Annotated in this window: 13 protein-coding genes; 6 read left to right on the top strand and 7 right to left on the bottom strand. The window is 74.3% G+C overall.

What is annotated here, in order from left to right; all coding sequences use genetic code 11:
- Nucleotides 1–77: 77 nt before the first annotated feature.
- Nucleotides 78–206 carry a hypothetical protein gene (locus tag ACSP97_RS06200; RefSeq protein WP_440556685.1) on the top strand — a complete coding sequence of 43 codons (129 nt, stop codon included), beginning with the start codon at nucleotides 78–80 and terminating at the stop codon, nucleotides 204–206.
- A gap of 443 nt (nucleotides 207–649) precedes the next feature.
- Here the strand turns inward: ACSP97_RS06200 and ACSP97_RS06195 are convergent, their stop codons facing one another.
- The 5 genes from ACSP97_RS06195 to ACSP97_RS06175 all read right to left on the bottom strand — a co-directional run bounded on the left by ACSP97_RS06195 (nucleotide 650) and on the right by ACSP97_RS06175 (nucleotide 5,443).
- The gene (locus ACSP97_RS06195) at nucleotides 650–883 is read right to left on the bottom strand and encodes a DUF6213 family protein (RefSeq protein ID WP_355153769.1); all 234 of its coding nucleotides are present in this window, start codon (nucleotides 881–883) and stop codon (nucleotides 650–652) included.
- A 26-nt stretch (nucleotides 884–909) separates the two neighbouring features.
- Nucleotides 910–2,295, bottom strand: coding sequence for an NADP-dependent succinic semialdehyde dehydrogenase (locus tag ACSP97_RS06190; protein ID WP_355326549.1), 1,386 nt, complete (start codon nucleotides 2,293–2,295; stop codon nucleotides 910–912).
- Between the two features lie 76 nt (nucleotides 2,296–2,371).
- On the bottom strand, nucleotides 2,372–2,845 hold the full coding sequence (locus ACSP97_RS06185) for an NUDIX domain-containing protein (protein WP_355326546.1): 474 nt from the start codon (nucleotides 2,843–2,845) through the stop codon (nucleotides 2,372–2,374).
- A complete protein-coding gene (locus ACSP97_RS06180) occupies nucleotides 2,842–4,380 on the bottom strand; it encodes an ATP-dependent DNA ligase (protein ID WP_440556682.1) in 1,539 nt (512 codons plus the stop codon). Before ACSP97_RS06180 ends, ACSP97_RS06185 begins: the two co-directional genes overlap by 4 nt.
- Before the next feature lie 121 nt (nucleotides 4,381–4,501).
- Nucleotides 4,502–5,443 (bottom strand): NAD(P)/FAD-dependent oxidoreductase, encoded by a 942-nt coding sequence (locus ACSP97_RS06175; protein ID WP_358274566.1) that lies wholly within the window; start codon nucleotides 5,441–5,443, stop codon nucleotides 4,502–4,504.
- Nucleotides 5,444–5,520: 77 nt separating this feature from the next.
- Between ACSP97_RS06175 and ACSP97_RS06170 the strand changes: the two genes are divergently transcribed.
- The 5 genes from ACSP97_RS06170 to ACSP97_RS06150 all read left to right on the top strand — a co-directional run bounded on the left by ACSP97_RS06170 (nucleotide 5,521) and on the right by ACSP97_RS06150 (nucleotide 9,712).
- Complete coding sequence (locus tag ACSP97_RS06170; protein WP_355153778.1) at nucleotides 5,521–6,096, top strand: helix-turn-helix domain-containing protein; 576 nt, start codon at nucleotides 5,521–5,523, stop codon at nucleotides 6,094–6,096.
- Nucleotides 6,097–6,187: 91 nt separating this feature from the next.
- Nucleotides 6,188–7,153: an NADPH:quinone oxidoreductase family protein gene (locus tag ACSP97_RS06165; RefSeq protein WP_440556679.1), complete on the top strand. Its 966-nt coding sequence runs from the start codon at nucleotides 6,188–6,190 to the stop codon at nucleotides 7,151–7,153.
- Entirely contained in the window at nucleotides 7,150–8,331 is a 1,182-nt protein-coding gene (locus ACSP97_RS06160) for an acyl-CoA dehydrogenase family protein (RefSeq protein ID WP_355153781.1), read from the top strand. Before ACSP97_RS06165 ends, ACSP97_RS06160 begins: the two co-directional genes overlap by 4 nt.
- Nucleotides 8,328–9,401 carry an acyl-CoA dehydrogenase family protein gene (locus ACSP97_RS06155; protein ID WP_355525003.1) on the top strand — a complete coding sequence of 358 codons (1,074 nt, stop codon included), beginning with the start codon at nucleotides 8,328–8,330 and terminating at the stop codon, nucleotides 9,399–9,401. Before ACSP97_RS06160 ends, ACSP97_RS06155 begins: the two co-directional genes overlap by 4 nt.
- Nucleotides 9,402–9,517: 116 nt before the next feature.
- Nucleotides 9,518–9,712: a hypothetical protein gene (locus tag ACSP97_RS06150; protein WP_070028124.1), complete on the top strand. Its 195-nt coding sequence runs from the start codon at nucleotides 9,518–9,520 to the stop codon at nucleotides 9,710–9,712.
- A gap of 14 nt (nucleotides 9,713–9,726) precedes the next feature.
- On the opposite strand, the gene ACSP97_RS06145 is transcribed toward ACSP97_RS06150, so the two are convergent.
- The gene (locus ACSP97_RS06145) at nucleotides 9,727–10,965 is read right to left on the bottom strand and encodes a phosphodiester glycosidase family protein (protein ID WP_440556676.1); all 1,239 of its coding nucleotides are present in this window, start codon (nucleotides 10,963–10,965) and stop codon (nucleotides 9,727–9,729) included.
- Nucleotides 10,966–11,040: 75 nt separating this feature from the next.
- Entirely contained in the window at nucleotides 11,041–11,403 is a 363-nt protein-coding gene (locus tag ACSP97_RS06140; protein ID WP_355153787.1) for a DUF779 domain-containing protein, read from the bottom strand.
- Nucleotides 11,404–11,788: the final 385 nt, after the last annotated feature.

The following is an 11,788-nucleotide window of genomic DNA, read 5'->3' as shown; positions in this document are numbered from 1 at the left end:
GCGTTGGGTTACTCCGAATCGGGGACGCCGTGTCGGTCCCGAAGGAGGACTTCCGACGCCGGAAGAGGGAAAAAACGATGCCGACCGTTAGCGCGAAAGCCCTGCTGGGGACGGCCGTCGGGGCGCTCGCCCCGGACCTCGCGGCCGGCCCCCTCGCGCCGCTCGTCGAACGCGGGGCCGCGCCGGCCCGGAGCAGTGGCGGGTGATCCCCGCCCGCCGGGCCGCCTTCCGGCACCCGCCGGACCCCGTCGCGGCCCGCCGGGTCACGGCGGACGCCGCCCGCGGGCACGTCCCCCGCGCCGGCTGCCGGGTCTGTCCGGCGTACGGGGCCCGGCCCGCCCGCAACGCGTCCCCCGCCGACGCGGTCGTGGCGCTCACCGCCAACTTCTCCGCCTGGCCCGGCCCTTGCGTCCGGGCCGCCACCGGCCTGCGCACCCGCTACGGCCTCCCGGACACCGCCCGCGCCTTCTTCGGCCTCTTCGCCGCGCCGTCGCCCGAGCCGGACCGGCAGGCGACGGCGGCGGTCGGGGCGGCCCTCGACGCCGGGACGCCCGACAGGGAGCATGCGTACGGGGCCACCGCAGACGTACGAGGTGCCGTTCCGGGACGGCCCCGGCGCTCGCCGGCGCGGAACCGCCGGGGCGGGTTCCTACGGCGCTCCGCTGCTGTGGGCGATGCACGCCACGTCGATCCGGTCCGCCAGCTTCGCCAGCTCGATCGTCAGCGCGGCGACGGTGTCCTCGTCCAGCCCCCGCTCCCCGGCCTCGACCAACCGCAGCCACCGCCCGCCCACGGTCCGCAACAACTTGCTCACATCGGCCGCGGCCACCTGCAAGGTCCCGCGGTCGTCGACGATCAGAGGCAGAGTCACTTCGCGGTTCACAAAAGGGGATGGTAGTCCCGCAGCCGTCACGCACTCTGCCAAACCGTGGTGATGTTGCAGAACTCCCGGATTCCGTGCCCGGACAGCTCACGGCCGTACCCCGACCGCTTCACCCCGCCGAAGGGGAACGCCGGATGGGAGGCGGTCATCCCGTTGACGTACACCGCCCCGGCCTCCAGGTCCCGCGCGAACCGCTCGACCTCGCTCTCCTCCCGCGTCCAGACGTTCGAACTCAGTCCGAACGGCGAGTCGTTGGCGATGAGCAGTGCCTCGTCCAGGTCGTCCGCCCGGTACAGCGTGGCCACCGGTCCGAAGGCCTCCTCGCGGTGGATGCGCATCTCCCGGGTGATGCCGGCGAGCACGGTCGGCGGGTAGTACCAGCCCGGTCCGTCCGGCCGCTCGCCGCCGCACAGCACCTGCGCCCCGCCGCGCCTGGCGTCGTCGACCAGTTCCTCCAGGTCCTTGCGTCCCTGCTCGCTGGAGAGCGGCCCGACCTCGGTGTCCTCCTCCAGCGGGTCGCCGACCTTGAGCGCCTTCATGCCCGCGACGAACCGCTCGGCGAAGGCGTCGTAGACGTCGGTGTGCACGATGAACCGCTTGGCGGCGATGCACGACTGCCCGTTGTTCTGCACGCGCGCGGTCACCGCGACCTGGGCCGCGCGGTCGATGTCGGCGGAGGGCAGCACGACGAAGGGGTCGCTGCCGCCCAGCTCCAGCACCGTCTTCTTGATCATCTCCCCGGCGGTGGAGGCGACCGCGCGCCCGGCGGGCTCGCTGCCCGTGAGGGTGGCCGCCTTGACCCGCTCGTCGCGCAGGATGTCGTCCACCGCGGCGGAGCCGATCAGCAGTGTCTGGAAACAGCCCTCGGGGAAGCCCGCCCGGTGGAACAGGTCCTCCAGGTAGAGGGCGGTCTGGGGGACGTTGGAGGCGTGCTTGAGCAGACCCACGTTGCCCGCCATCAGCGCGGGCGCGGCGAACCGGACCACCTGCCAGAGCGGGAAGTTCCACGGCATCACCGCGAGCACGGGGCCCAGCGGGCGGTAGCGGACCCGCACCCGGCTCGCCCCGGAGTCCTCGACGTCGGCCGCGGCGGGCTCCTCGTCGGCGAGCAGGGCCTCGGCGTGCTCGGCGTACCAGCGCATGGCCTTGGCGCACTTCGCGGCCTCCGCGCGGGCCTGCTTGACGGGCTTGCCCATCTCCGTGGTCATGACCCTGCCGATTTCCTGCTGGTCCTCGTCCAGCAGGTCGGCGGCCTTGTTCAGCAGCCGGGCGCGCTCGGCGAACGTGGTCGTCCGGTACGTGCGGAACGTGGCCTCGGCGAGCTGGAGCCGGCGTTCCAGCTCCTCCTCGCCCATGGGCTCGTACGTCTTGAGCGTCTCGCCGTTCGCCGGGTTCACCGTCGCGATGGGCATGGCCGACCTCCCTGGGAGCGGGCTGTGCTTAGACCTTCGCGCGCGGCCGGTCCGCGCGCAACGCCAGGTCACTGTTTCAGGCCGAGTGCTCCGCCAGCCGGTCGAGAAACGCGGCCTGCGCCGTGATGATCACCTCACGGGCCCGCTCCAGGCCGAGCCAGGCCACCCGGTCCAGCTCGGGGAACTCCTGGCGCCGGCCCGAGCGCGGGGGCCACTCCATGGTGAAGGTGCCGGGGGCGAAACCGGTCAGGTCGGGGTCGCCCGCCACCGCCCAGGCGGTGACGACCTTGCCGTTCCTCTGCACGACCTCGCCCAGCGGTACCGCCTCCCCGTCGGGCGGCGCGAGGCCCAGCTCCTCCCGGAACTCGCGCCGGGCCGCCTCCCAGGCGGGCTCGTCGTCCTCGTACTCGCCCTTGGGCACGGTCCAGGCGCCGGTCTCCTTCCTCGCCCACAGCGGACCGCCCATATGGCCGAGCAGCACCTCGATCCCGCCGGGCGCGGGCCGGAACACCAGCAGTCCCGCACTGCGCTTCGTCCTTCGCACCGTCACGGTGTGACCTCCGGGTGGGCCGCGAGCAGGGCCTCCACCGTATCGGCGTCCTCGGGCCGCTTGTCCTCGCGGTAGCGCAGCACACGGGCGAAGCGCAGGGTGACGCCGGCCGGGTAGCGGGAGGAGCGCTGGAGGCCGTCGTAGGCGATCTCCACGACGAGTTCGGGGCGGACCCGGACCGTCCAGCCGTCGTCCTCGACCGCCAGTTCCCGCAGCCGCTCGGTCTGCCAGTCGAGCATCGCGTCCGTCATGCCCTTGAAGGTCTTGCCGAGCATCGCGAAGCCGCCGTCGGCGGTGCGGGCGCCGAGATGGAGGTTGGAGAGTTTCCCGGTGCGCCTGCCGTGGCCCCGTTCGGCGGCCAGGACCACCAGGTCGAGGGTGTGTACGGGCTTGACCTTGAGCCAGGCGGCGCCGCGCCGGCCGGCGCTGTACGGCGCGTCCAGCGACTTGATCACCACGCCCTCGTGGCCCCGGGCCAGGGTCTCGGCGAGGAACTGTTCCGCCTCGGGGATGTCCCGCGGCCCCCCGGCCACCGTGCGCCGCACCCGCATCGGCTCGGGCACCAGCCGGGCCAGCTCCGCGTGCCGCTCGGCGAACGGCAGGTCGAGCAGATCGCGGCCGTCGGCGGCGAGCACGTCGAAGAAGACGGGGGAGACCGGGACCTGCCCGGCGGCCCGCGCCACGTCCGTGCGGGAGCCGACCCGGCCCGCCGTCTCCTGGAAGGAGCGGGGCCGCCCGGCCGCGTCGAAGGAGATCACCTCGCCGTCCAGGATGAACCGCTCGCCCCTCAACTCCAGTGCGGCGGCGGTCACTTCGGGCAGCCGGGCGGTGATGTCGTCCAGCGTGCGGGTGTGCACGCGGACCGAGTCGCTGTCCCGGTGCACCTGCACCCGGATGCCGTCCAGCTTCTCCTCCACCGCGCAGGCGCCCAGTTTGCGCACCGCCTCGGCGACGGAGGAGGCGCTGTGCGCCAGCATCGGCAGCACCGGGCGGCCCACGGTGAGCCGGAACCGGTCGAGCGCGGCGGGCCCCTCGCCCAGCAGGGCCCGCGCGACCGTCTGGAGCGAGCCCGACAGCATCACCGCCCGCCGCACGTCGTGCGGGTCCGCGCCGGTCGCCCGCGCGAGGCCCTCCACCGCGACGGCGTCCAGCGCGCCCTGACGGACCTCGCCGGTGAGCAGGCCGCGCAGGAAGCGCTGCTCCGGCTCGGTGGCCGCGCCGAGCAGCGCGCCGACCAGCCGGGCGCGCTCCGCCTGGGAGCCGGGCCCGGACACCTTGCCCAGATCGGTGAGGAGCGCGTCCACCTCGCGGACGGTGAGCGTCGGTTCGGCGGCGGGCGGCACCGGGCGGCCCAGCACCTTCCAGCCGACGCCGAGCCGGCCCTGCGGCAGCCGTCCCGCCAGATAGGGGATGACGACCGGCACGTCCTCCGCGTCCGCCTCGCGGAACAGCTCCGCGAGCAGCCCGGTCTTCCGTGACCGCGCCGCCGTGGCGGCGACCTCCTCCGACACCTGCGCGAGCCGACTCAGCAACATGCCCTCAGAGTGCACCGCGCGGGCGGCCCCGACACCTGCGCGCGGCACCGAGGGGCCGCCAGGGCCTTTCTTCCGGATCAGGGCGGCTCGGGTCGGCTCGGCAAGATCCGGAAGGCAGGCCCTACCCCAGCGCCGCGTCCAGGTCGGCGAACAGCAGCTCCCCGTTGATCGCCGAGCCCGCCCGGTACCCCCGGCTCGCCGCGTTGACCACCTGCTCGGCGAAGCCGCTCGCGTTGCCCGCCGCCCACAGTCCGGGCACGGTCGTCAGGCCCCGCTCGTCGATCACCGGGTAGGCGCCGAAGGGCGTCTCGCGCAGTTCGGCGCCCAGCCGGACGAACAGTTCGTTCTGCGGCACGGGCCGCGGCGCGGTGTACAGCACCTCGCGGTCGTGCACCGTGCCGTCGGCGAGGCGTACGCCGGTGAGCCGGTCGTCGGCGACGACGAGCCCCGCGACCTCGCCGGGCACCACCTCGACCCCGGCGGCGGCCAGCCGCCGCAGGTCCTCGTCCGTCAGCTCCGCCTCCGGCACCAGGTGCAGGAACAGCCGGACGTCCTTCGACCACTGTGTGACGATCAGCGCCTGGTGGACGCTGAGCGCGGACGTCGCCAGCACCCCGGTCGGCAGGTCGCGGGCCTCCCAGCCGTGGCAGTACGGGCAGTGCAGCACGTCCCGGCCGAACCGCTCGGCGAGCCCCGGCAGCGGCGGCAGCTCGTCGCGCAGCCCGGTGGCGACCACCAGCTGCCGGGCCCGTACGGTGTTCCCGCCCGCGAGGACGACGGCGAAGCCGTCCTCGTCACGGCTCGCGTCCACGACCCGGTCGCGGACCAGCTCCACCCCGTACCGGGCGATCTCCCGACGGCCCGCGGCCAGGAAGTCCGCCGGGGACATGCCGTCCCGGGTCAGATAGCCGTGCATGTGGGGGGACGGCGTGTTGCGCGGCTCGCCCGCGTCCACGACCAGCGTCCGGCGCCGGGCCCGGCCCAGCACCAGCGCGGCGGACAGCCCGGCCGCCCCGCCGCCGACGACGATCACCTCGTGGCGCGCGGCCATGTTCTCGGTCATGTGACCACCTCCGCCCCCGACGGTCGCCCGAAGCCTGCAGGATTGACAAATGCCTTTGCCAAAACTGCAATGGGCTCATGGGTACCGAAGACGTTCTGGCGGAGGTGGGTCCCCGGCTGCGGCGGATCCGCAAGGAGCGGGAGGTGACGCTGGCCGCGCTGTCCGAGGCCACCGGCATCTCCGTGAGCACGCTGTCCCGGCTGGAGTCCGGGCTGCGCAGGCCCAGCCTGGAGCTGCTGCTGCCGATCGCCCAGGCCCACCAGGTCCCGCTGGACGAACTGGTCGGCGCGCCGCCGGTCGGCGATCCCCGGGTGCGGACCGAGCCCGTGCGGCGCTACGGCCGCACCTTCTGGCCGCTGACCCGCCAGCCGGGCGGCCTCCAGGCCTTCAAGGTGCTCGAACCCAGGCGCCAGGAGGAGCCGGACCCGCGCACCCACGAGGGGTACGAGTGGCTGTACGTGCTCTCCGGGCGGCTGCGGCTGGTGCTCGGCGAGCACGACGTGGTGCTGTCGGCCGGGGAGGCGGCCGAGTTCGACACCCGGGTGCCGCACTGGTTCGGGTCGACGGGGGAGGGGCCGGTGGAGTTCCTGAGCCTGTTCGGGCCGCAGGGGGAGCGGATGCATGTGCGGGCACGCCCGGCGGCGCCGAAGTGAGCCCTCCCGAGGGGTGTTCCCTCGTGGGCAAGCGACCGCTTAGTATGCGAGCGGAACCCGGTCGGACGATGCGGTCGCGTGGAGGCCCCGTATGCAGGCATGGCAGGTGCACGAGAACGGCGAGCCGGACGAGGTGATGCGTCTCGCCGAGACCGAGCGGCCCACCCCGCGCGAGGGGCAGGTACTGCTGCGGGTGCGGGCGGCGAACGTCAACTTCCCGGACGCGCTGCTGTGCCGGGGGCAGTACCAGGTGCGCCCGCCGCTGCCGTTCACCCCGGGCGTGGAGATCTGCGGCGAGACCGAGGACGGCCGCCGGGTGATCGCCACCCCCGCGCTGCCGCAGGGCGGCTTCGCCGAGTACACCGTCGCGGACGAGGCCGCCGTGCTGCCCGCGCCGAAGGCGCTGGACGACGCGGAGGCCGCCGCCCTGCACATCGGCTACCAGACCGGCTGGTTCGGACTGCACCGGCGGGCACGGCTGGAGGCGGGCGAGACCCTGCTGGTGCATGCCGCGGCCGGCGGTGTGGGCAGCGCCGCCGTGCAGCTCGGCAAGGCGGCCGGCGCCACCGTCATCGGCGTGGTCGGCGGCGCGGAGAAGGCCGCCGTCGCCCGGCAGCTGGGCTGTGACGTGGTGGTGGACCGGCACACCGAGGACGTCGTCGCCGCCGTCAAGGAGGCCACCGGCGGGCGCGGCGCCGATGTGATCTACGACCCGGTCGGCGGCGAGGCCTACGCCCAGTCCGCCAAGCTGGCCGCCTTCGAGGGCCGCATCCTGGTCGTCGGCTTCGCCGGCGGCACCATCCCCACCCCGGCGCTCAACCACGCCCTGGTGAAGAACTACTCGATCGTCGGCCTGCACTGGGGCCTGTACAACACCAAGAACCCCGAGCTGGTCCTGCACTGCCACGAGCAGCTGACCGAACTGGCCGCGCGCGGCGCGATCAAGCCGCTGGTGAGCGAGCGGGTGCCGCTGGCCGGGGCCGCGGCCGCCGTGCAGAAGGTGGCGGCGGGCCGCACCACCGGCCGGGTCGCCGTGGTCCTGGAGGGAGCGTCGTGAGCCGCACCGCCGAACTGGTCGACCGCACGCGGGAGTTCCTCGCCGCGCACCCACCGGAGCACACCGACCGGCTGGACTTCCTGCGCGCCCGCTTCGACGCCGGGCTCGCCTGGGTGCACTTCCCGCAGGGGCTGGGCGGGCTCGGCGCGCCGCGCTCGCTCCAGGCGGCCGTGGACGCCGAGCTGGCGGCGGCGGGCGCCCCGGACAACGACCCGCGGCGGATCGGCATCGGGCTCGGCATGGCCGCGCCGACGATCCTGAAGTACGGCACCGAGGAGCAGAAGAGGCGCTTCCTGCGGCCCCTGTGGACGGGCGAGGAGGTCTGGTGCCAGCTGTTCAGCGAGCCGGGCGCCGGGTCCGACCTGGCCGCGCTCGGCACCCGGGCGGTCCGGGACGGCGACGAATGGGTGGTCGACGGGCAGAAGGTGTGGACCTCCAGCGCCCACCTGGCCCGCTGGGCCATCCTGATCGCCCGCACCGACCCGGACCTGCCCAAGCACCAGGGCATCACCTACTTCGTCTGCGACATGACCGACCCCGGTGTCGAGGTGCGGCCGCTACGGCAGATCACCGGCGAGGCCGAGTTCAACGAGGTCTTCCTCACCGGCGTCCGCATCCCCGACACCCGCCGCCTCGGCGAGGTCGGCGAGGGCTGGCGGGTCGCCCAGACCACGCTGATGAACGAGCGCGTCTCCATCGGCGGCATGCGGCTGCCCCGCGAGGGCGGCATGATCGGCCCGGTCGCCCGGACCTGGCGCGAACGGCCCGAGGCGCGCACCCACGACCTGCACCAGCGGCTGCTGAAGCTCTGGGTGGAGGCCGAGGTCGCCCGGTTCACCGGCGAGCGGCTGCGCCAGCAGCTGGTCGCGGGCCAGCCCGGCCCCGAGGGCTCCGGCATGAAGCTCGCCTTCGCCCGCCTCAACCAGGAGATCAGTGGCCTGGAGGTGGAACTCCGCGGCGAGGAGGGCCTGTTGTACGACGACTGGACCATGCGCCGCCCCGAACTGGTGGACTTCACCGGCCGGGACGCCGGCTACCGCTATCTGCGGGCCAAGGGCAACAGCATCGAGGGCGGGACCAGCGAGATCCTGCTGAACATCGTCGCCGAGCGCGTCCTTGGGCTGCCCGCCGAGCCGCGCACCGACAAGGACGTCGCCTGGAAGGACCTGGCCCGATGACCGACCTGCTGTACTCGGAGGAGGAAGAGGCGCTGCGGGCCGCCGTACGGGATCTGCTCACGGACCACTGCGCCGCGGCCGACGTCATCGCCCGCGTCGAGTCCGGCACCCCGCACGACCTCGACCTGTGGAAGTCCCTCGCCGGGAGCATGGGCCTCGCCGGGCTCCTGATCCCCGAGGAACAGGGCGGACAGGGCGCCTCCCACCGCGAAGCCGCCGTCGTCCTGGAGGAGTTGGGGCGGGCCGTCGCTCCGGTGCCGTACCTCACGAGTGCGGTCGTGGCCACCGAGGCGCTGCTCGCCTGCGGCGACGCGGAACTGCTCGGCCGGCTGGCCACCGGGCGCACCATCGGCGTGCTGGCGGTCGGGCTGCACGTGGCCCCGGGCGCCGAGGTGCGCACCGTCCGGGCCGAAGGCGGCCTGCTGCACGGCGAGTTGACCGGCATCGCGGACGCCGCCGCCGCGGACGTGCTGCTGGTCCCGGCCGACGACGGCGGACTGTACGCCGTGGCCGCCGACGCGGTGACCCGTACCCCGGTGCCCTCCCTCGACCTCACCCGGCCGCTCGCCACCGTCACCCTCGACGGCGCGCCCGGCCGCCGGGTCGGTGACGCCGCACCCGCCGTGCGGCGCGCGCTGCGGGCCGCCGCCGGACTCCTCGCCTCCGAGCAACTGGGTGTGGCCGACTGGGCGTTGACGGAGACGGTGCGCTACCTCAAGGAGCGCAAGCAGTTCAACCGGCCGGTCGGCGGTTTCCAGGCGCTCAAGCACCGGCTCGCCCAGCTCTGGCTGGAGGTGGTCAGTCTGCGGGCCGCCGCCCGCGCCGCCGCCGACGCGCTGGCCACGGGGGAGGACACCGACATCACGGTGGCCGTCGCCCAGGCCTACGCCGCCCCGGTCGCCGTCCACGCCACCGAGGAGGCGCTCCAGCTGCACGGCGGGATCGGCATGACCTGGGAGCACCCCGTGCACCTGTATCTCAAGCGGGCCAAGGCCGGCTCCCTCGCCTACGGCACCGCGGGCGCCCACCGCGAGGCACTGGCCGAACTGGTCGACCTGCGGGCGCCCTGAGCCGCACCGCCGAGACACCACACGTTCGGCGGACACGCCAGCCACCCGACGAACCCCTCCGCTACGCCACACTTGCGACCGAATGCCCCATTTGGGGGTGGCGGAGGAGGTTCCCGATGGCGATTTCCATCTCAGTGGTGCTGCTGCTCCTGATCCTGGCCGTGATCTTCATGCGGAACGGCTCGCTGAAGGTCTCCCATGGCCTGGTCTGCATGCTGCTCGGCTTCTATCTGGCGTGCACGAGCATGGCGCCCACCATCCACAGCGGGCTCGACGCGACGGCCGACCTGGTCAGCAGCCTGCGGCCCTGAGGCCCACGGCCGGGTCAGCCGGTCTCGAAGACGCCGACCCCGTTGGCCACGGGGCGTTCGGCACCGCCGCTCGGATGGTTGCGGACGGTCACCGAGGGCGCGCCCGGGTCCCGGGTGACCATCTCGGAGGAGCCGCCGCCGTCCAGGTTGAACGCGTCGGACGCCCCCAACGACCGCATGGTGGCGGCCTCTTCGGCGATCGTGAGGCCGAGGCGGTAGGCGGTGGCCCCGTCCAGCGCGAGGAGCAGCAGCCGCCGGCCGCCGCCGTCGAACCCCACCACCGTGCGCACCGCCGAGGTGGTGTCGTCGAGCCCGGCGAGCGGCTCGCCGCCGCGCAGCACCGGGAAGCCGCCGACCGCGAAGGCGTAGGCGACCGTGGCGGAGGCCGCGGTCAGGGTGTGCGTGACGGTCACCGCGTCGCCGACGGCCAGTCCGCGCAGCCGCCGGGCGCCCTCCTCGCGGCCCACCAGGACCGTGGTGTCCGCCGGGATCGCGCCGCCGCCCGGGGCGGTGGCGGCGGAGACCACCCGGCCGTCGCGCACGGTCACCTCGTAGGTGTCCGTGGTGCAGCCCGCACCCCGGTCGGTGTCGGTGCCGCACACGGCCCGCGCGCGGGAGGCGGCGCCCCACCGGGCGGTGTAGGCGCCGATCGAGTTCTGCGGCAGCGCGTACTGGTTGAGCCCCCTCAGCGGCAGCGTGCCCGCCGGGGTGCGCACCGAGCCGGTCAGGGTGAGGCGGTCCAGGCGGGCCCGGTGGTCGGTGCCCACGCCGACGACGTCCTCGGTAGTGGTGCCCGGCGGCAGCGCGGGCCCGAACCGCTGGCCGTTCGGCACCGCGGACTTGAGTACCTGGCCGTCCGCGACGGCCGGGCCGACGCTCGCGCCGGTGGCGTCGACGCCCGGGTGCTGCGTCTCGGTGATGTCGAAGAAGTCCCCGTTGACGCCCGCGAGCGCCTTGGCCGCGTCCGCCATCGCGGAGACCGTGGCCCGGGCGGCCACCGCACCGGGGTGCAGCAGGCCGACGCGGACGTGCGGATTGCCGAGGTCGACCGTGAGCAGATGGGCGTGTGCCGTGCCCGCGGCCGCGGGCACGTCGAACTCCCGGTAGGTGACGCCCGGGGCGATGCTCCTCCCCTCCGGAACGGCACCGGCCGGCGCCGCCCCCGCGAGGGCCGCGCCGGCCAGTGCACCGAACGCCGTGACAACCGTGAGAATTGCTCTGCCCGCTGCCCAACGCCCGCGACGTCTGGTCACCGTGCCCCCTGATGTCTCGTCAACCGTCCCTGTGTCCAGGGGCAGTGCACCAGAAGGCCGCGGACGGCGGGAGGACTAGGCGTCGACTACGCGAGAACGGATGAGGAAACGCACCCCCTCGGGTGCCTCCAGGGAGAATCCGCTGCCGCGGCCCGGCACGACGTCCACGATGAGCCGGGTGTGGCGCCAGGCCTCGTACTGGCTGCGGGACATCCAGAAGGTGACCGGCTCGGCCACCCCCGTCACGTCCAGCTCCGCCAGCAGTACGTCCGAGTCGCCGGTGCGGAACTCGCCGTCCGGGTAGCACATGGGGGCGCTGCCGTCGCAGCAGCCGCCGGACTGGTGGAACATCAGCGGTCCGTGCGCGGCGCGCAGCCGGCGCACCAATTCCTCGGCGCGCGGGGTGAGTTCGACGCGCGGGACTTCCTCTACTTCCATGTCACCGTCCTGGAGGCCGGGGCGTCCGTCCCGGACCAGTCTCACGGATGACCGGGGGGCCGTCCAGAGTGCGGCGGGATGCGGACGCCTGTGCGGCAGGGGGCCGCGCATCGGCAGGGCGTAGGCGGCGGCGGAGGCCGGCAGGACCACGGTCGGCTGGAGCACATCGCCGACGGTGTCGAGGAAGTCGGAGCCGAGCGGCGCGTACAGGGTGAGCGAGACGTTCAGGGCGACGGTGCCGCGGACCGGCGCGGGCGGGAACAGCGGCCGGAACCACTTCCGGCCCGCCCCGCGGCGCCACAGCCGGGTGATCACCGCCCCTGCACCGGGCCCGGGTGGTGCTCGGCTCCGGCCGGCCCGGGGCGTCGTACCCGCCGCTGGAGGT

The sequence above is a fragment of the Streptomyces sp. SCPE 10 genome (genome assembly GCF_051980735.1).
Lineage (GTDB): Bacteria > Actinomycetota > Actinomycetes > Streptomycetales > Streptomycetaceae > Streptomyces > Streptomyces misionensis.
Note: the sequence above shows the minus strand (reverse complement) of the source record. Positions and strands in the feature narration are given on the sequence as shown.